This is a genomic window from Citrobacter sp. S-77, assembly GCF_963864895.1.
Taxonomy (GTDB): domain Bacteria; phylum Pseudomonadota; class Gammaproteobacteria; order Enterobacterales; family Enterobacteriaceae; genus Citrobacter; species Citrobacter murliniae.
Window position 1 is genome coordinate 1,610,064 of record NZ_CAWLWU010000002.1, and the last position, 20,932, is coordinate 1,630,995.

14 protein-coding genes are annotated in these 20,932 nt (G+C 52.9%); 10 read left to right on the forward strand and 4 right to left on the reverse strand.

Annotated features, from left to right (window positions below; genetic code table 11):
* Positions 1–29 precede the first annotated feature (29 nt).
* The 4 genes from AACS05_RS08320 to iroB all read right to left on the reverse strand — a co-directional run bounded on the left by AACS05_RS08320 (position 30) and on the right by iroB (position 7,322).
* Complete coding sequence (locus AACS05_RS08320; RefSeq protein ID WP_045441425.1) at positions 30–977, reverse strand: alpha/beta hydrolase; 948 nt, start codon at positions 975–977, stop codon at positions 30–32.
* A gap of 82 nt (positions 978–1,059) precedes the next feature.
* Complete coding sequence (locus tag AACS05_RS08325; protein ID WP_045441426.1) at positions 1,060–2,301, reverse strand: esterase family protein; 1,242 nt, start codon at positions 2,299–2,301, stop codon at positions 1,060–1,062.
* 104 nt (positions 2,302–2,405) lie between these two features.
* Positions 2,406–6,062, reverse strand: coding sequence for a salmochelin/enterobactin export ABC transporter IroC (iroC, locus tag AACS05_RS08330; protein ID WP_144243062.1), 3,657 nt, complete (start codon positions 6,060–6,062; stop codon positions 2,406–2,408).
* A gap of 144 nt (positions 6,063–6,206) precedes the next feature.
* Positions 6,207–7,322 (reverse strand): salmochelin biosynthesis C-glycosyltransferase IroB, encoded by a 1,116-nt coding sequence (gene iroB, locus AACS05_RS08335; protein ID WP_045441427.1) that lies wholly within the window; start codon positions 7,320–7,322, stop codon positions 6,207–6,209.
* Positions 7,323–8,867: 1,545 nt separating this feature from the next.
* Between iroB and AACS05_RS08340 the strand changes: the two genes are divergently transcribed.
* The 10 genes from AACS05_RS08340 (at position 8,868) to hcp (ending at position 20,785) form a co-directional block, all read left to right on the forward strand.
* Positions 8,868–9,704 carry an alpha/beta fold hydrolase gene (locus AACS05_RS08340; protein ID WP_045441428.1) on the forward strand — a complete coding sequence of 279 codons (837 nt, stop codon included), beginning with the start codon at positions 8,868–8,870 and terminating at the stop codon, positions 9,702–9,704.
* 213 nt (positions 9,705–9,917) lie between these two features.
* Complete coding sequence (locus AACS05_RS08345) at positions 9,918–10,928, forward strand: LacI family DNA-binding transcriptional regulator (protein WP_045441429.1); 1,011 nt, start codon at positions 9,918–9,920, stop codon at positions 10,926–10,928.
* A 140-nt stretch (positions 10,929–11,068) separates the two neighbouring features.
* Positions 11,069–12,520 (forward strand): Na+/H+ antiporter NhaC, encoded by a 1,452-nt coding sequence (nhaC, locus tag AACS05_RS08350; protein WP_045441430.1) that lies wholly within the window; start codon positions 11,069–11,071, stop codon positions 12,518–12,520.
* 12 nt (positions 12,521–12,532) lie between these two features.
* On the forward strand, positions 12,533–13,735 hold the full coding sequence (locus AACS05_RS08355) for a MalY/PatB family protein (RefSeq protein WP_045441431.1): 1,203 nt from the start codon (positions 12,533–12,535) through the stop codon (positions 13,733–13,735).
* 726 nt (positions 13,736–14,461) lie between these two features.
* Positions 14,462–14,959, forward strand: coding sequence for a type VI secretion system contractile sheath small subunit (tssB, locus tag AACS05_RS08360; protein WP_045441433.1), 498 nt, complete (start codon positions 14,462–14,464; stop codon positions 14,957–14,959).
* Between the two features lie 32 nt (positions 14,960–14,991).
* Positions 14,992–16,539, forward strand: coding sequence for a type VI secretion system contractile sheath large subunit (gene tssC / locus AACS05_RS08365; RefSeq protein WP_045441434.1), 1,548 nt, complete (start codon positions 14,992–14,994; stop codon positions 16,537–16,539).
* A 17-nt stretch (positions 16,540–16,556) separates the two neighbouring features.
* Complete coding sequence (gene tssK / locus AACS05_RS08370) at positions 16,557–17,897, forward strand: type VI secretion system baseplate subunit TssK (protein ID WP_045441435.1); 1,341 nt, start codon at positions 16,557–16,559, stop codon at positions 17,895–17,897.
* Positions 17,894–18,583, forward strand: a complete 690-nt coding sequence (gene tssL / locus AACS05_RS08375; protein ID WP_045441437.1) for a type VI secretion system protein TssL, short form — start codon at positions 17,894–17,896, stop codon at positions 18,581–18,583. The genes tssK and tssL overlap by 4 nt, the downstream gene beginning before the upstream one ends.
* A complete protein-coding gene (locus AACS05_RS08380) occupies positions 18,580–20,289 on the forward strand; it encodes an OmpA family protein (RefSeq protein WP_045441439.1) in 1,710 nt (569 codons plus the stop codon). Before tssL ends, AACS05_RS08380 begins: the two co-directional genes overlap by 4 nt.
* A gap of 4 nt (positions 20,290–20,293) precedes the next feature.
* A complete protein-coding gene (gene hcp, locus AACS05_RS08385) occupies positions 20,294–20,785 on the forward strand; it encodes a type VI secretion system effector Hcp (RefSeq protein WP_045441440.1) in 492 nt (163 codons plus the stop codon).
* The last annotated feature ends 147 nt before the right edge of the window (positions 20,786–20,932 follow it).

Sequence of the window (20,932 nt, forward strand, 5' to 3'; positions counted from 1 at the left end):
GTATTAGCGGGCAGTATTTAGCGGCTGGATTAATGACAGCTTGGGGTGTTATCCGCATTTTCACCGCTGATATCCAACAGTGCGCTGCGGAAAGAGGCGTTGAACATTGGGCCGTGCCCTTGCCCCGGGAAGTCCCAAAAGGTGGCATTGACACCTTTATCTTTCAGTATGGCGATAGTGGTATGAATTTTCGTCAGCACCCCGGCAGCATGCGTTTCCTGGTTATCGCCTGGCGCCGCTGACCCTTCCATTATCGTCAGGTGCTTAGCGCAGTTTTGTGAGGGCTTGATCGCCGTGATGCGGTCCAGCAGAGAATCGTTGCCTCTGCCCAATGACGGGCTGGCGCTGTAGTATGCCTGGAAGTAAGAGGATGTCAGCCAGGAATCCAGTACGAACAGTCCGCCGTAGGAGTGTCCCCACAGGCCACGACGCTGTCGATCGATATTTAATCCTTGCTCCGCTTTTGCCGCAATACGTGTTTCAAGTAACTGACGGAAGTCATTGCTACCGCCGCTCTTACGACCCTGGCGACCACTTCTGGCGTTTGTTTTGCCGTTTTCTGTCGCTGCCGGCGTATAGTCGTAGGCCCTGCCATTGAGATCGAAGGGGAGGTTGGTCTGATATCCGACGACCACTATCACCGGTGGTGATTTGTCTGTCAGCTGTTCGAGCAGTTCGTCATTCAGGCGATCCATCACTGCGTTGCCGTCGAGCATATATAAAACAGGGTAGCCTGACGCTGGCGCGGTTTTATTCGGTACTGCCGTCCATACGCGATAATGGCGGGTGCCATCGGCGGAGTCGAACTGGTTGATGCTAAAGCGGTAAAACGCGGAGCCTTTATCGGCGATATTTGGCCCCAGCGGTTGCATATCCGGCTTTGCAAAAGTGTGCGCGCTATAAATGAGAGTGAGGCAAGAAAGAAGAGAAAAAAGCGCCTTGCGTGGGCGTGTCGAACGATACTCGCGGGCATACATCTGATAATTATTCCTTTTCCGCAGGTGACATTTTATTTTTTCATGAGCACATACAGTTGCCTGAAAGTGCTCGCGGGTCAAGCTAACCCTGCAGTAAGCCGAGCCCGTCAATCAGCGCGCCGCGCCACCATGCATAATCGTGGCCGCCGGTATAAATTGCGCAATGGCTGTCAACGCCGGCGTCAAGCAACCGCTGATGGAGTTGCTGAACGTGCGGCACCGTCGAACCCTCCAGAGAGCCCACGCACAGGCGGATACGCACGCCCTGCGGCGGGGCAGAAAGCAGATGCTCGCTCACCCATGAAATATCGCTTTCGCTAAATAGGTTTGGCCGGCTGGCGCCATCTGGCGTCCACCACATTGACGGGGAGTGGCTGAGCGCAAGACCGAAGGTTTCCGGCGCGTGGCGCGCGGCCATCAGCGCGCTGACCCCGCCGAGGCTCTGCCCGGCCAGTACAGTGCGTGAACGATCTGCCCAACGCCGCTGCGGTTGTTCAGCACGGATCGCCGGTAGCAGATGTCTGGCGATATCTTTTATCAGTTCGCTGCGTCCGCCGAGTATTGCAGTCCGTTCGCACTCATCGATGTTATCGATGCCCAGCACGGCCACGGGAACGATACGCCCGTTATTGATGGCGGCATCAATTGCCGCGCATACGCCAAGGTGATCAAACCAGGTTTCGCCATCGGGCAGCACTACCAGGCCGAGAGGCTGTGTGTTATCAACATCAGGAAGATAGAGCCGAATCCGGCGGGATTGCCCGGCGACAATTCGTACTGAGGTAAGCAATTGCCCGGCGTGGGCGCTACCGCTCCATTCGGCCTGGGCGGGAGCCTTATCGAGCGCCAGAACAGATTCCTGCGCACTTCCCCGTACGTTGATGCCTGGCGTCTTGTTAAGTGGATCAGCCTGCCCGGCGAGGGCGGCAAAGCGACCTCCCAAATGAGCAATCGTCTCATTTGACGTACCGGGGGGAATTTCTACCAGCGAATAGGAGCCGCAGTAGCTTGCCGGCAAACGCAGCGTCAGAGTCCAGATACCCGTGTCGGGAATGGCGGTCATCAGCCCCTTTGCCACGTACTCTTTATCCGTCACCCGATTCAACCGCAGATAAACTCCCTGCAGTGGATGTCGGGCGTGCCACAGGAAGGTCACTTCACGCTCATCTTCCACGCCTTCAGCCGGCACAACCAGCGGTATATTCAGCGACTCAGCTTCGCGCCAGAAACGAGAAGGGTTGGTAATGCGGCCCGCGGCCAGCTGGTTGCGCAGGCTGGCGATGGCAGAGGGAGAGGCAGACGGATGTTGTGGCATGTTCAGCATTCTATCTCGTTAAAAAATTTGGATACCAGTATGGAAAACTCAAGCGGCTATTCCCGGAACAGCCGCTTGAGAGCGTGTTGATTAATGTCTTACGCGTGTAATAACTATCCCACGATATCCCCCGTGATGTCGCGTTGGCGATGTGGTTTATTACTGCCGACGCTGTCGTGCCATAAGCGGGTATAGAGGCCGCCCGCGGCTAACAGTTGTTCGTGGGTGCCGTATTCCACCAACTGGCCTTTATCGACAACGGCAATCAGGTCGCAGCGTTGCGCGGTGGTCAGACGGTGCGCCACAATCAGCGCCAGGCGCTTCCCGGTATGTGCTACCTCCGTTAACGAGGACATTAATCGCTCTTCGGACGTACGATCCAGACGCGACGTGGCTTCGTCGAGCAGCAGGATGTGAGCATTTGCCAGTTGGGCACGGGCCAGTGCAATCTGCTGGCGTTGACCCGCGGAAAGATCCGCGCCGCCGTTATTCACCGGCGTACGGAATCCTTGCGGCAGATTTTGCACGGTCTCAAACAGTCCCACACACCGTGAAGCGATCTCAACTTCGGCGTTAGTGCTGGAGGGTCGCGAATAACGAATATTTTCCGCGATATCTCCGCTAAACAGCACCACATCCTGATCGACCAGCCCAACCTGGCGACGGTAATCGGCAAGCGAGGCATCCTCAATTAGTTTCTCGCCGATGCGGATCCTGCCGCTGGTGGGGGAATATAACCCGGCGATCAGCTTAATCAGCGTCGACTTACCGGCACCGCTGCGACCGACGACCGCGACGACTGTTCCCTCGGGGATAGTCAGGGTAAGCGAGTTTAGCGCCGGTTCAGGGGTATCGGGATAGCTGAACGTTACCTCTTCAAGGTGCAGCGCGCCGGTGGCTGGCTGTGCGGAAGAGGGCTCGACGTTCTCTGTGCCTTCGGTCGTCAGCAGTTCATCAATATGTTTACTGCTGGCTGTCGCTTGTTGCCAGGCGTCGACTATTCCTGATAGCTGCTGCACTGGTCCATAGAATTGCCCCAATAGCAGGAAGAAGGCAGCCAGCACCCCGGCAGTCATCTCACCTTCGGCGACTCGTGACGCGCCAACCAGCAGAACGGCAGCATAGGAAGCCTCAGTACAGAAGGTCAGGAACGGGAAATAGACGGCAAGGTATTTTTGCGCACGTACGCGGGTAGCGCGGAAGCGGTCTGATAACGCGCGCAGACGGGCGGCCTCCTGCTCCTGCTGGCCGTGCGATTGCACGACGCGCAAGCCGGAGACTTTCTCCTGCAGGGTGCTATTTACTTTACCTATTTCCAGCCGCGCCTGTGCATAAGCGGGGGAGCTCAGGCGACGATAGAGCCAGGTCGCCAGTGCGACTACCGGCACTGCGCTTAATGCCGTCAGTGCCAGAAGCGGGTCGAGCCAGAACATAGCTGCGGCGATGGCAAACATTGTCACCAGGCTGGTGGCCGCACCGGCAAGGCCGTTTTGCAAAAAGCGGGCGAGAGAGTCGACATCAACGGTCATGCGGGTCAGGCGCGAATCGACATGTTTTTCATGCCAGGGCAAGCCAAGACGCAGCATATGACCGAAGCTACGTAAGCGCACCGTATGCTGGACCGACTCCGCAGCCCTGGCGGCGAAGACTGTCTGCAACGAATAACAGCACCAGCTCACAACTACCAGACACAAGGCGAGCAGGGCGCAGAGGCCGATAGTCGACATGTCACCTGCGGCGACGCCCAAATCAATGCCGCGCTGCAGCAGTATCAGTACCCCGACGCCTGCCGCGGAATCGATCGCGATCAGAAGGGCTGCGATGACGAACATCCACGCCACCGGCTTCAGCAGTGAGGTAACTTTGCGGCCTTTACCGGCTAACGCTTGCTGTACTGCATTCTCCGGTACATGGGTCATACGGGCGACAAAGCTTTTGCCATCCCCCTCCAGCGCATCGTTTTGCTCTACAGGTATTGTCGGCCATAATTCGCTGTGCCCACCAGGGGAAGGCGCGAGGAAATCGCCGTCGCCGGTTATAAGGGAGCGGAAGGCCGGACAGCGCGCTTCAAGCTCCGCCTGGGTTCCAATATCCACCACACGGCCTTTATCCAGCACCACAATCCGGCTGGCTAACTGAAGCGTTGAGCGGCGTCGGGCAATCACCAGCAGCATATGTTCCTCGTCGGCATAGCGGCCCAGAGCGGTATTGATCTCCGCTTCGGTCCCGGCGTCGACTGCCGAGGTGGTGTCATCGAGGACCAACACCTCTGGCGCAGTAATTAACGCCCGGGCCAGTGCGATTCGCTGCCTCTGCCCGCCGGAAAGATTGGTCCCGCGTTCGGTTAGCCGGGTATCAAAGCCTTTTGGCAAGGCGTTGATAAAACTGCTGGCCCCCGCTGCAGTTGCCGCGCGACGAATATCTTCTATCGTTGCCTGCGGGTGACCGTAGGCGATATTTTCCGCCACCGTACCGGCAAACAGAAAAGCATCTTCAAACACGACGCCCACCCGGCGACGAAGTGCCTCCAGCTTGAGGTCGCGAAGGTTCTGCCGACCTGAGCGGGTGTTAAGCCATATCTCTCCGGCGCTGGGATCGTAAAAACGCGCCAGCAGCATCAGTAGTGTCGATTTTCCGGAACCTGATGCTCCCACCACCGCCACGGTTTCACCGGCATGCAGGGAAAAGGAGACATCGCTAAGGATGCGTCTGCCATTACCGTAGTCGAAGCTCATTTTTTCCAGCTCCAGACCGACAACCTGGCCGTTGACTGCCTCAGTCCCGTCCTCCATTTGTGAACGGGTGTCGATCAGGGCAAATACCCGCTCCACGGAAGCCTGGGTTCGCTGGGCAATGACCAGAAATGACGCCAGCACACGAGTCGGCCCGGTCAGCATCGCGAGGAAACTGGCAAACGCCACGAAGGTTCCGAGATCAATCCGTCCGTGCATGACTGACCAGCCGCCGTAGCATAGCAGGACGATTTGCCCAAGTACTGGAAGCGCCAGCATGGTGGCGCCTGGTATTGCTTGCGAGATGGCCGCGCCGATGCGAACACGTACTATCTGCCGTGACTGGCGGTCCAGCCAGCGCGTTTCACGAAGCTCCGCCACGCAGGATTTCACCACAGAGATCTGTGCCAGCACTTCGCGCATATGTTCGGTGAGATTCGCCAGCCGGTCCGAGGCCAGACCGGTTTGTGAGAACACTCGCCGGCGGGCGCGTAGCGCGGTGATGGCCAGGCATGCCAGTACGCAAAAGACGATTAGCGTCATTGCTGGTGACATCCACAGCATTACTGCAATTCCGGCGATGTAATAGGTGAATACTGCCAGCGGTACCGGGCACATCTGCAACAGAGTATGCACCTGCTGCAGATCGCTGTTGGTCCGTGAAATCACCAGTCCGGTGCGCAGAGCGTCCTGACCCGCGCCATCCAGTTTCTGAATACTGTCGAAGGCCCGTCCCCGCAGGGTGTGCTGTACCCAGAGCGATAGCTCCCCGGCATAACCGCGGCGCACGTAGTTACCGATGAAATCAAAAAAGGCGATCAGCAGTAGCCCGCAGGCCAGCCACGGCAGGCGGGTAGGATTGCCTGCCAGCGCGTCGTTCACTGCTTGCCGCGTCAATAATGGCGTCAGCGCAGCCAGCAAAATGGTCGATACCGACGCCACTACCACGATGGTGCTAAGTTTCTTACGTTCCCAGCACACGCGGCCAAGGCGAACTATCCAGGAGCGCGCAGGGGTGGGAGAGTGAGTCGCAGGCATTAAGCCTCCTCCGTCTGTAAAAAATACGATCCGGAACGGATCGAACTGCAAAAAAAGAGCGCCAGCGCGTTCCGGTCTCGCATCGGTGCGGGAGAATAGAGCCGGGATTTGTGCTGGCGCATTATCTTCATGACAGCGTGGTGGCTATCCTTTTTGCGCCATCGCGATCAGGCTTTTCGCCACCTCAGTCGGGCAGGCTTGCGCCGCCATTTCCGCCGCCACCTCTTCAGAGGCGGCACGAAGCGCACGATTTTCAAGGAAGGCATTGATCATGGCGCTCGACAGGCCGCCGTCGCCGGGGATGATCCCGCAGCCGCGATCGACTACGGCGCGGGCATTCACTGGGCGATCGGCGCCTTCGCCGAATACGATTTGCGGAATCCCGGTGTGGAGCGCTGTCAGAGTGTTACCAGCGCCGCCATGATGAATAAATCCATCGGCGCCGTTGAGGAAGACACCCATTGGGATCCAGTCGACCAGGCGAACATTTGACGGCAGCGAGCGCAGATCGGATCGCGCATTGGGCGACAGATGCAGGATGATTTCGGCATCGACTTCACTGGCGGAATCCATCACCCAGGAGATCAGGTCAAGACCGTCAACCATCGGTTTGACGGTCCCGAGGCTGACCAGCAGACGTTTACGATCGGGCGTTCTCTCCCACCATTCTTCCCATACCGCGCCGCCGTTGTAGGGGACGTATTGCATAGGAATAACAGGCTCGCCGTCGTTTTGCAGAATGCTCATACTCGGCGGCGTTACGTCGATCCATGCCATATCACGCGGCGCGGCCTCGACCCCGTGTCGGCGATAGGCGTCTGCGAGCGATCGCGTCACGCCTTTGATATGCCAGGGAGTATGGCCGAAGCCGACGGTCTGCATCACGACCGGTATGTTGTATTTGGCGGCAATCAGCGGCCCGACGACCCCAAGTGGAGGGTAGACGATGAGATCGGGTCGCCAGTGTCCGGCGAACTCCACCAGGTGGTCGGCCATCTCTTCGCTGAAGAACGAGAAGTTGCCCATTTTGGTACCGATGTTACTTTCCTTTCGCTGCGCTTCACGGCGGCGATAGTCGGCTTCAGAATCAAAACCGGGAGCGGCGTCAAACACCACCAGCCCAGCCTCTGCCGCTTTCTGGGCGAATTTTCCTCCGCTGGCGATCAACACTTCGTGGCCGTTAACGCGAAAAGCTTGTGCCAGAGACAACACCGGATACAGCAGCCCATAGAGAGGCGGGCCTACAAACAGAATACGCATGAGAAAATCCTTCTCCGCTTGACGAATTAAATCAGGAAGTCGACGCAGTCATGTGCCAGTCAGCAGGTCGTTAATTTTCGTTAAACCTGCTTTGCCAGATGCTGCGCCATTTTTGAGTTTCTCCAGCGTTACGCACGGCCCTGCCGACGACTATCTCGCAGCAGGCTATTCCGTGACGTACACTGGAGAATCGGGAACTCCGTGTCCCGACTTCCATTAACGCTTGAGCGCCTTTGTCCTGTTGAACAGTCAAAACAGCGCCGTGCTGCCACGACGCAGTGTTCTGACGCATTTGTGCTGTGTGAGACCGGTCAACAAATCTGGAGATGTCCTTGATTCCTTAGACACACGGTTTGCATCATCCTGACGGAGTCGCCTTCGTTGGTCGGTAAGTGGAATAAACGTCGTTGTTCAGGCGATGTTTGTTCCCTTACAGCCTCTGTATACCTTGCCAGATAAACCACAAACGCAAATGCTAATGATAATCATTACTAATATCATTTGAAGATTGCAACAATAATTTAGATCATTGATGAAATGGGAAACGCTTATCGGAAAAATCGTATGTGGGTTTGAGGAGAGAAGACTGGCACGAAGCGCTGACCCGCTGCGGCCTGAGAAGAGGCTGAAGCGGTTACCGGTAACCTCAATGGCTGGTTTCAGGACATGACCTTTCGAGGCATCCGTTATGCAGGTGCAGCGGCATAATAATCTGGGTAGAAAATATCATAGGGTATCGCTAAAGATTTACCGTTGATCGTTCTTTGTATTTATGTAGACAATTGTTGTGATAATTGTTGCTTAATTGATAGTGGCAACCATTACTACTCATGTGAACGACCAGCCATTGGTTGGAAGATAATCATCTGTATCATTCCAACTTTTTCCTGTTGGGGGATTGAATGTTTCTTTACTACATACACTCTTGGTCGATAGCTACTATGCCACGTGAGTTACATCGTGCCGATTGTTGGTACTTGTTAAGACAAGATCTAAATAACTTCACTCTGCTGGGGTCGTTCAAAGACTCTGCGGCAGCACTTAAAAAATCCCATGAAGTAGTAAGCAATAGAGTTATTCAATGCCCGTTTTGCAGCGAATAATGACTACAGCGCGATGGATAAGGCGGGTAAGTCCCGCAAAAAGTAACGGTGACCACATAGCCTGCTCATTGAGTGGGCTTTTTAATGACGGGTTTCTGCTGTAGATGAATAAGCGACTTTATGGCAAAGCTTCGGCAAGTTATGTATGACTCAATCAGGGCACGTTTCACCCTCTGCATTGATAGTTCTCTCGTAGAATGGAGGTTGTTATTCAGATAAGTGGATGTTAGTTAATAATTATTTATATTCGTTGTTCTGTTCATCTTAGTCGCTATATATCCGAAAAACCAATAATAAAAGGTTACTTAATTTTGCGTCTATACTCACTAAGCCTTACAGATGTTCATATTCATTGATATGTAACATGCCAGTAAGACGTTGAGTGTTTGACTGATTTACCATCAAACTTTTGGCTGAATATCCTCACGAGGGAAATACAACTATGTCATTTGTAAAAACTAAAGATGGTGTAAACATTTTTTATAAAGACTGGGGAGCAAAAGAAGCTCAACCGATAGTATTTCATCATGGCTGGCCATTGAGTGCGGATGACTGGGATAACCAGATGTTATTCTTTCTGAATCAAGGCTATCGTGTTATTGCAATTGATCGTCGTGGCCATGGGCGCTCAGACCAGGTTAGCGAAGGTCATGATATGGACCACTATGCTGCAGACGTTTCTGCCGTTGTGGAGCATCTGGATCTTCGTAACGCTGTGCATGTTGGTCACTCCACTGGAGGCGGTCAGGTGGCTCGATATGTTGCCCAATATGGACAACCGCAAGGGCGTGTCGCGAAAGCCGTGCTGATAAGCGCTGTGCCGCCACTTATGGTAAAAACTGAAGATAACCCTGGTGGGACGCCCGTCAGCGTTTTCGATGAGTTCCGTCAGGCTCTTGCCGCAAATCGCGCTCAGTTCTATCTTGACGTGGCGTCCGGGCCCTTTTATGGGTTCAACCGGGAGGGTGTTGAGGCTTCAGATGGAACCATCCAAAACTGGTGGCGACAGGGCATGATGGGGAGCGCAAAAGCACACTATGAGGGTATTAAAGCATTTTCTGAAACCGATCAGACTGATGATTTGAAATCCATTACGGTGCCTGTTTTGGTCATGCAGGGAGATGATGACCAGGTTGTCCCTTATAAAAATGCCGCACTTTTACAGGATAAATTGCTCGTTAATAGCATTCTGAAAATATATCCGGGTTATCCACATGGTATGCATACCTCTCATGCAGATGTAATTAATAAAGATCTGCTGCAATTTATTCAGTCCTGAAAATATTCTGAAGCTGGGGTTATTTTTTCTCGGCTTCAGAATATGCATGGTGTTTTCATGTTACGCTTTAATTTTTAGCTATGCATGTTATGCACTAATTAGTGCTGAAATTAGTCATCGATTTTGCTATGTTACGTGGCAGATATACGAGTAAATCCTGAAAATAAGAATGCTATCAGCCAAATACGTAATATGAAAATATAAGGAACTGAAATGGCGACAATAAAGGATGTTGCATTGCTGGCGAAAGTCTCAACAGCAACAGTTTCACGTGTTATCAATCAAACCGCATGGGTCGAACCCGTGACGCGTGAGCGTGTGGAAAAGGCCATGCGTGAACTCAATTACCACCGTAATGCCGCAGCGATTGCACTGGCCAAACGTAGTGGTGACATGCTTGGATTATTAACCGGTAATCTTGCTGATCCCTTTTTCGCTCGCCTTGCACGTGGTGTGGAGGAAGTTTCACGCAAACAGCAATTTCGTCTGATGGTTTGCAGCGGTGGTCATGATGAAGCAATGGAAAAAGCCGGGCTTGATTTTCTAATTAATCAGGGGTGTGAGGCTATTGTGGTGCATGCCAGTAGATTGTCCGAGAAAGAGCTCCTTCGTTATGCGGCTCATTTCCCGGCGATGGTGATCGTGAACCGTTATATTGCCGGGATGGCCAATCGTTGTGTATGGCTTGAAAATTGTAATGCCGCTAAAACAGCAACACTTCATTTACTGGAAAAAGGGCATCGTTGTATTGCCTGTGTGACAACTGATTTGCCGATTATCGATCGCCGCGAGCGTCTGGAAGGATATCGCCAGGCGATGGCTGAATATGGCATTACCCCGGAAAAAAACTGGGTGATTAGCGTACCTTTTAACGAAGAAGGGGGGGAGCGCGCAGCGCATCAGCTTCTTAACTGCAATATACCTTTCACCGCAGCGGTGACGTTTAACGATGTGATGGCAGCGGGTATCATGCGCATCCTTCATCAGAAAGGGATTAATCTGCCACGTCAGCTTTCTATAGTCGGGTTCGATGATGTGGTAATGGCGCGTTATCTCTATCCGGCACTCACAACGATGCACTACCCGGTTGAGCGCATGGCGCGCTGTGCTTCGCAACTGGCGATACAACTTTTCAAGGGCGCAACTCAGCAGCCCAGCATCAACAAGTTCACTGCAGAACTGGTGATCCGGGATTCTGTTCTTCCTCTCCAGGTCAATGACTAAGCCGTCAAGGATTTCAATTGTGATCTGGTTCAAATTTAGTTATCTCATGTAATCGCTTACATGAAGGCGAATGGACGATCACATCAGGGAAAAGGGGGCTCCTCTACTCTTGAGCGACCTTACAGACAGGAGATCCATTTATGAATGCCTCTCAAAATCAGAAAAAAACACTCTCATTTGGTTTAGCGCTGATACCCATTGCAGCCATGCTGCTATTGCTGATCATTGGTTACGGCATCATGGGATTACGCATTGAACCCCTGCTGCTCTGTTCTGCTGCTGTAGCCGCAGGTATTGCATGGTGGCAGGGCTATACCTGGGAAGACATCATCAGTTCGGTGGTTGATAAACTCGCTAAAGCGATGCCGGTCATCATGATTTTGATCTGCGTTGGCGGGCTAATCGGAACATGGATGTTCAGTGGAACCATACCCTATATGGTGTACTGGGGACTTAAATTAATAAGCCCTGAATACATTCTGATCGCCGCATTCTTTTTGACCAGTGTGGTGTCCGTATGTACCGGAACATCATGGGGTTCAGCAGGAACGGTGGGGGTTGCGCTCATGGGCGTAGCTGCGGGACTGGATGTGTCTCTTGCCGCAGCGGCAGGAGCTGTTGTTTCTGGTGCTTACTTTGGCGATAAAATATCGCCTCTGTCTGATTCCACCAACTTTGCTGCGATTGTCGCTGATACGACTCTGTTCGAACATATTCAGCATCTGTTGTGGACAACTATCCCTTGTTTCCTGCTTGCCGCTGTGGTTTATCTGATTGCTGGCCATAGCAGTATGCTTGGCGAGGTCGCTACGCCACAGCGCGTCACCGATATCGTGAACTCCCTTGAGACTTTATATCACTTTAATATCGTTCTGATTTTGCCACCTGTCATTGTTTTATACGGGGCGATTCGCAAGAAACCTGTTATTCCTTTGATGCTGAGCGCATGCGTGCTGGCTCTGATTCTGGGTGTGATGATGCAGGGACTGAGCATCAAGCAAGGACTGGATGCCTTTATTGATGGATTCAAAATCGAGATGTTCCCGACCGGAGCTGAAGGGATCATTGCTGATGTCCCACGCCTACTGAATCGTGGTGGCATGTTCTCAATGATGAGCACTATCCTTCTTGTCTTTTGTGCCTTTTCTTTTGCCGGCGCCTTAACACTGACGGGGGCGCTCAACATCATTATCAACCGATTACTGACGATTATTCATAGTGTTGGTCAACTGATCGCCGCGACCATAGCAACCACTATTCTGGTTACAGGGGCAACCAGCGACGGCAAACTGGCGCTTCTGGTTCCCGCTGAACTGTTCAAAGATGCCTACCGGCGCATGGGGCTGGATACCAAAAACCTTTCAAGGACAATTGAAGACGCAGGAACCGTCATTGAGCCTCTGTTGCCATGGACATCTGCAGGGGTATATATGGCCACTACATTAGGTGTCAGTACGCTGGATTTGCTGCCCTGGGCTGTGCAGTGCTATTCAGCCATCTTTTTTGCTTTGATTTATGGCTTCACTGGAATCGGTATTGCCAGGCTATCCCCCATGCCTGGAAAAGAGAAGACGACTGTGGCTGCAGAATAGGAAGGGACAATAATGGATTTTAATAAGATTATCGATCGCCACAATACAGGCTCGCTGAAATGGGATTTTATTGCGCGCTATTTTGGCGAGGATACAAATGAACTGTTGCCGATGTGGGTTTCTGATTTTGACTTTACCTGCCCGGAAGCAGTTCAGCATGCTTTATCCCAAAGAATTGAACATGGTATTTTCGGTTACAGTGAACGCCCGCAAACGTACTATGATTCCCTCATTTCATGGTTCTCGACACGGCACCAACTGAAGCTGCAGCAAGAATGGATCTGCAGTATTGAAGGCGTGGTTCCTGGGTTATCTTTACTGGTGCAAATGCTGAGTCATCCTGGGGAAGGGGTGGTGGTTCAGGGGCCTTATTATGGTTCATTTTCCAAAATAATATCTCTAAATGGCAGGCGGTTACTGGAGAATCCGTTACATGAGGATGCGGAAACGGGTTACAAAATGGATCTCATTCACCTGGAAATGTTATTTCGTACTGAACGCCCTCCATTGATGATTTTGTGTAATCCTCATAACCCTACCGGGCGTTGTTGGTCTGCCCAGGAACTGGAGCAACTACTCCAGTTGTGTGAGACCTATAATGTCACGTTACTCTCGGATGAAATATGGGCCGATCTGTTACTTCCTGGGGAACGATTCACCTCGGTTTTACATCTGGGAGAACGCTGGCATTCGCGAGTGATATCTGCAACTTCCGCCAGTAAGACGTTTGGTTTATCAACTTTACGCATAGCAAACTTTCTCATCCCGGCCCAGGGATTACGCGAACAATTTTTACGCCGTCTGGATGCTCATGGACTGGATGTTTTCAATGCGCTTTCTATCGAGGCGAGTACTGCAGCCTGGCAACATGGTGCTCGCTGGCTGGACGAGTTACTGGGTTATCTGGCAGAAAATCGCCGATGGTTTGTTACACAGGTTAATGAATATCTCCCATGGGCACGTATTGTCCCCGCCCAGGGTACTTATCTGCTGTGGATAGATTGCAAAGAACTGGGACTGGATGATGAACAGCTCAAATGGGTAATGGTTGATGTTGCAGGCATTGCACCGTCTATGGGCAATGGCTTTGGGTCGGCTGGCAACGGTTTTATCCGCCTGAACCTGGGGTGTCCACGCGCATATCTCGAAAAAGCGCTAGAGGGGTTGAAGCGTATTGCATACATGCCTTCAAAGAAAGGGCATCCCATCCGTTAATCCAGAATGATAATGCTTTTATTCTTCTGCATACCCGTTGAAGTCTTTAACGTAAGGCCTGGCGGGGACTCTCGATATTGAGTCTGTATATACCGGCAAGGGGGAAGATAATCTCCCTTGCCGATAAAGCCCCGTTTTTATTACCCACTGATTTTCACCCTTTAATAGCCTCAGCCGTTGAACTTCGTCGCCCTTAGGCGATAGATACCCGTTTTAATAACAGAAGTTACAGCACCTCGGATGCATTTTCTGATTGCTATTGTGGCTTCGTTTTATGAGTTAGTGACGGGTAGAACATTACGAATTTTGATTGTTAGCGGTTGTGGTATTGATTGCTTTTATGGCCTGAGTTTTACGCCACGCCATTTATTGTTTATTAACGGTTGCCCTTACACTCTCTGTTGTTTAGTGGAAAATCTTTTTCATAAAAAATACGTATTGTTTTATTTTCATTGATTTCCATCATTATTGATTCTCTTCATTGTAAAAATTCCATTGTTTTTCACTCCCTCGGAATATGTTACCAGCGCTGAAGCAATCTGCAGGCAGAATATCCTGGTTTGCAGTGTAATTATCTATTAACAATCAGCAGAAAATTCTTATTTTTTACTAGGAAATAGATCTTCGATCTGTAAATTTGATCAAAGATCATATATTGCTCTATTATGCGTATGAAAATGACATGTACGACAAATACTACACAGCAATATAAAGAGGGATGAACTTATGGCTGACAGCTTTCAGAGTGAGGTGCCTAAGGCACGTATCAATTTAAAACTTGATCTGCATACCGGTGGGGCGAGCAAGAAAACTGAGTTGCCGTTGAAATTACTGGTTACGGGTGATTTCAGTAATGGTCAGGAGTCTGCGCCGTTATCCGAGCGCGAAAAAGTGAATGTTACTAAAAATAATTTCGACGCTATTCTTTCCGAATATTCCCCAAAAGTGAATCTTACCGTTAAAAATACGCTTGCCGATGACGGTAGCGAGGACAATATTAAACTGACGTTCCAGAGTATGAAAGATTTCACCCCGGAACAGGTTGCCAGACAAATTCCACAGCTGAAGGCAATGCTTTCTATGCGTAATTTGCTTCGTGATTTAAAAGCCAATCTGCTGGATAACCAGACCTTCCGAAAGGAGCTGGAAAAAATTCTGCTGGACCCCGCGTTAAGCGCAGAACTGCGCAGCGAACTCTCATCCCTGGCACCAAAACAGCCGTAACCATCACAAAGAAATAACGGATTAACCAAGGAATGCTCATGTCTGTACAAAATGAAAAGACTGCTGGTGGCGAAAGCGTTGTACTGGAACGCCCTTTAGCCGGTGGGGTTTATGCGTCTCTGTTTGAAAAAATAAATCTGAATCCGGTCTCTGAATTGAGCGCGTTGGATATCTGGCAAGATTCGCAGGCGATGTCCGATGCCACTGCTGATGAACGTCTGACTGCCGGGATGCAGGTATTTCTGGAGTGTCTGACAAAATCAGGTTCAAAAGTCGAGAAATTAGACAAGAATCTGATCGACCACCATATTGCAGAACTGGATTACCAGATTAGCCGCCAGCTGGATGCGGTGATGCACCATGAAGAGTTTCAGCGAACGGAAAGTACCTGGCGGGGATTAAAGTCGCTGGTGGATAAAACCGATTTTCGCAGGAACGTGAAAATTGAGTTGCTGGATATGTCCAAAGAGGATCTGCGGCAGGACTTTGAAGACAGCCCGGAAATTATTCAGAGTGGACTGTATAAACATACCTACATCGATGAGTATGACACTCCCGGCGGAGAACCGATTGCAGCGCTGATTTCTGCCTATGAGTTTGATGCATCCGCTCAGGACATTGCATTACTGCGTAATATTTCAAAAGTGTCCGCTGCTGCGCATATGCCGTTTATCGGCTCCGCTGGCCCGAAATTCTTCCTTAAAGACTCGATGGAGGAAGTCGCGGCGATTAAAGATATCGGCAACTACTTTGACCGCGCTGAGTACATCAAATGGAAATCTTTCCGCGATACTGATGACTCACGTTACATCGGACTGGTGATGCCGCGTGTACTGGGACGTCTGCCTTATGGCCCGGATACTGTACCGGTACGTAGCTTCAACTACGTGGAAGAAGTTAAAGGCCCGGATCACAACAAATACCTGTGGACCAACGCCTCCTTTGCTTTTGCCGCCAATATGGTGCGCAGTTTCATCAACAACGGATGGTGCGTACAGATCCGTGGCCCGCAGGCCGGTGGTGCGGTTCAGGATCTGCCAATCCATCTGTACGATCTCGGTACCGGTAATCAGGTGAAAATCCCGAGTGAGGTGATGATTCCGGAAACCCGCGAATTTGAATTCGCCAACCTGGGATTCATTCCTCTCAGCTACTACAAGAACCGCGATTATGCGTGTTTCTTCAGCGCAAACTCGACTCAGAAACCGGCGCTGTACGATACCGCAGATGCGACGGCAAACAGCCGCATCAATGCGCGCCTGCCCTATATCTTCCTGTTGTCACGTATTGCCCACTACCTGAAGTTGATCCAGCGAGAAAATATCGGTACCACCAAGGACCGTCGTCTGCTGGAGCTGGAACTCAACACCTGGGTACGTAGCCTGGTCACTGAGATGACCGATCCGGGTGACGAACTGCAGGCGTCACATCCACTGCGTGATGCCAAAGTTGTGGTTGAGGATATCGAAGATAACCCGGGCTTCTTCCGCGTGAAGCTGTACGCCATCCCACACTTCCAGGTGGAAGGTATGGACGTCAACCTGTCACTGGTTTCCCAGATGCCGAAGGCGAAATCGTAACCTAAGGCAGGAAGCCGATGAAAACGGAACAACCGTTATGGGGCAGGGGCCAGATGGTCTCTCCCCAACACTTCCAGCAACAGGCCGCGTATGCGGCCTGGTCAGTGGAATGCATCGCCCGCCTGGGCCTGGCTCATCCCTGGGGAATGATTAATGCCACTTTTGAACCGGATGCGCTGAAGCTGGGTCGCCTGCAGGCACGTCATCTGCACATCCGTTTCCCGGACGGAACGCTTATCGATACAGACAATGCTGACGCCCTGCCTCCGGCGCTGTCGCTTGAGAGCGAATCGCATGACGTGGTGGTGGAGTTGGCACTCCCGCTGCTGCGGGCGAACGGCGGCAATTGCCTGAAACCCGATGAGGTGGCTGAGCGCCCGGTACGTTTTCGCCAGCGCTGGCGGGATATCCGCAACACTTTTGGGGAAGACACACGACAGATCGCCGTAATGCAACCGGAACTGACGCTGAGGTTTGCTCATCAGAACAACAGCGATTACCTGACCTGTCCGGTCGCTCGTCTGCAGCAGGACTCTCAGGGGACCTGGGAACTTGATGAGACGTTTCTTCCTCCGCTGCTGACCATTCAGGGCAGCCGCTGGCTGGTGACACAACTGGAACAACTGATGATGCAACTGCGTGCTCGTCTGAGCCGCCTGATGGCCATGCGTCGTGAAAGTAACGAGCGGATGGCTGATTTTGCGGTGGCCGATGTGTCCCTGTTCTGGCTGCTCAATGCCCTGAACAGTGCAGAGCCTGTGCTGGGACAGTTTCAGCGCAATCCGCAAAGTCCGCCTGAACGTCTGTATCCGGAACTCGCTCGTCTGGCGGGTAGCTTGCTGACGTTCTCGCTGGAACATCAGGTGAGTGCCATTCCGGTCTGGCAGCATGAACAACTGAATACCGTTTTCCCGCCGCTGTTTGACTTACTGGGCGATCTGCTTGAAGCCAGTCTGCCATCGCGGGTGGTCTCGCTTGAGCTGGACTATGACGCACGTCTCCACTTCTGGCAGGCCCGTCTGCATGATCCACGTCTGCGCGAAGGGGCTGATTACTACCTCTCCGTGCGCTCACCGATGCCGGTGGCGCAATTGCAGGAGCAGTTCCCGCGCCAGTGCAAAGTGGGCAGCCCGGATCATGTCCGGAGCATTGTTAACTCTTCCCGGGTGGGGGTTCCACTGATGCCGTTGCGCCATGTCCCGGCTGCCATTCCGTTGCGCCTGGAAAACCAGTATTTCAGCCTTGATGTCTCTCATCCTCTGGCCACAGAAATGCTCCAGAGCGGCACCTGTATGTTTTACGTTCCGGGGATGCTCGGCGAGCCTGAACTTGAACTCTTTGCGGTACTGAGAACATGAGTGAGCGTAAACGCGGCACCGCCGCGTCCATTGATATTGATGCCCTGTTACAGGACACCTGGCTACAGGTGATCAGCCTGCGCCACGGCCCAAAATTCCAGGATGGGGAAGGGCGTAAGCTGTGGGAGCGTTGTATCGCCGATGTCGAGCGAGTGCAGAGTGAGCTAAAAGCGAGCGAACTCGATGAGATCAGTTGCCAGCATATTCTCACCGCGCAGTGTGCGCTGCTTGATGAAGCAGTCAAAGGTCGCGGTGTAGACGACGACGCCTGTGTGCAGTGGTATGACATTCCCCTGCAGGGACATTTTTTGGGCACGATGGATGCCGGTGACACTTTATGTGACCGGATGCGCGATGTGCTGCGCGAAACGGCACCCGAGCATGTCGTTGTGACCTGCTTCCAGCGAATAATGATGCTGGGATTCCTCGGCAGTTTCCGCTCATTAAATGATCCTGAGCGCCAGAAACTCGTCAGCGCACTCAATGAGCATGTCAGGCCCTTCAGCTATCCACAAAACCATCCTGTTCTGGCGGAAAGTCGTTCCGGGTCAGGGATAGGCGACTGGCTGTCGTCGTGGCCTGTGCGTATTGGCCTGAGTGTGATTGTGGTCGCGGCCTTGTGGTGGGGGCTGAGTCACTGGCTCGATCAGATGCTTCTGACGCTGTTGCCGGGAGCCGTGAAATGAGTCCTGCACAACAGCGTGGACTTGCGTTGTGGGCCGCTCTGCTAAGTACGGTGGTCAGCCTGAGCTTTCTGCCCGTTTCCCGGCTGGTTTCTGTTCTCGTTTTGCTGGCTGCTCTGGGGCTTATTGCCGCACTCTGGTACGTCGCGAGCCGTCGTGCTGAACACGATATTACGCTGCGCCTGGATGACCTCCCGGAAGCCACATACCACCAGCCTGTCGTACTGGTCTGTGGCGATCTGCCGCTGACCTGGCCGCATCTTTCACAGGTGCTGACTGTCACGCAGGGCTGCTGGATCCGTGTAGAGGATTTTCAGGATCTGGATCAGGTTGCCCGCCAGGTGCTTTGGCTGCGACCGGACTGGGGCCGACAGTTGTCGGTGATGGTCAGTGTCTGTCCGCAGAAACACGCTGACAGCGAAGCGTTGACCAGTCGTCTGCTGGCTCTGCGTTGGCAAATAAGCCAGTTGCGTAAGGAGACCGGGCATTCTGTGCCACTGGTTCTGAATGGTCAGGTCGGCAGTGCGATGACAAGTGACATGCTCTGGCAAGCGGCGATCCCTGGCGAAGGCGTGAGGGTCTGGCGTGAATCTACCGCGCCCTGTTCGATTGCCGCGTGGGTCACCACTGGCGGAGCACCTGCGATGCAACAGCAAGTGTTGATGAACAGCCTGATGAGCTGGTTTCATCAGCATGTCAAAGCGGTTTTTATGGATGAGAATCCTGATGTTCCGGCCATTGCGCCCACGGCGGTGCTGTGGGGGATGGGACCTATTCTTGCGGGTAGCCTGGCGTCTTCGGCGTGGACCGCGTGGTTGTCCCGTCACACCGCTATGCAGCATGTGGCTGGCTGGCAACCGGTAGGAACTGACAGTACGGTGATAGCGCCGTTTCCGGATTTCGTTCTGCCTTTGTTGCCGGAAGGACGGGGCTTAACCCCGCGGGGGCGAACCTGGCGCTGTGCGCTCGGGCTCTTTACCCTGGCCGCCATCGCGGCGCTGCTCAGCAGCGGCTGGAACAATCGTCAATTGCTGCACCGCGTGAGCTTCGATATTGCTCGTTATTACCGCATCCCGATGGATGATTACGGTCTGAAAGCCGACGCCGTCGCGGTTCTGCGTGAGGATGCCGCACAACTGGATGACTGGACTCGTAATGGTGTACCGGCCCGGATGGGGCTGGGGTTGTATCAGGGTGAACGCCTGCGCCTTACGGTGCTGGATGCTATCCGCTCTTACGTTCCGCCGCCGCCGCCCAAACCTCAGCCGAAACCCAAACCTGCACCGAAAATTGTGCGCCTCGACAGTATGTCGCTGTTCGATTCCGGCAAGTTCGTACTGAAGGCAGGCTCCACCAAAATGCTGATTAACTCCCTGGTGGGCATTAAAGCCAAACCGGGCTGGCTGATCGTCGTCGCCGGACACACTGACAATACCGGCAACCCACAACTGAACCAGACGCTTTCACAGAAACGTGCCGAAGCGGTACGCGACTGGATGCGTGACACCGGTGACGTGCCGGAAAGCTGTTTTGCGGTCCAGGGTTATGGCGCAAGCCGTCCTGTCGCAACTAATGACACGCCGGAAGGGCGCACGCTCAACCGCCGTGTCGAAATCAGTCTGGTCCCGCAGGCCAATGCCTGCCGGATACCAGGCAAACACCCGGCGCCATCGCAGGATGATGGCGCATCACAATTAAATGGAGAGTAATTCCATGGCAATTCCTGTTTATCTTTGGCTGAAGGACGACGGCGGCGCGGACATCAAAGGGTCTGTGGACGTTCAGGATCGTGAAGGCAGCATCGAAGTGGTGGCACAGGAGCATAACCTGTATATCCCGACCGACAACAATACCGGCAAGCTGACTGGCACCCGTATTCACACGCCGTTCTTGTTTACCAAGGAAATCGACTCCTCCAGCCCGTACCTGTACAAAGCGGTGACTACTGGCCAGACCCTGAAATCTGCGGAATTCAAGTGGTACAAGATCAACGACGCGGGCCAGGAAGTGGAGTACTTCAACACCAAACTTGAAAACGTGAAAGTGGTGAAAGTGAATCCGGTGATGCACGACATCAAGGATCCTTCTTACGAGAAGCACAACCACCTCGAAGCCATTGAGTTGCGTTACGAGAAAATCACCTGGACCTACAAAGACGGCAACATCATTCATTCCGATTCATGGAATGAGCGCGCCACCGCGTAAGTTACTCGTCATATTTCGCGCTGTAGCGGCGTTGGCGGTGTTCATGCACCCCGGTCACTTACTTATGTAAGCTCCCGGGGCTGCACTCGCTTGCCGCCTTGCTACGGCACGAACTATTTAGAGTAACAGCCTGACGGGCAGCCCATT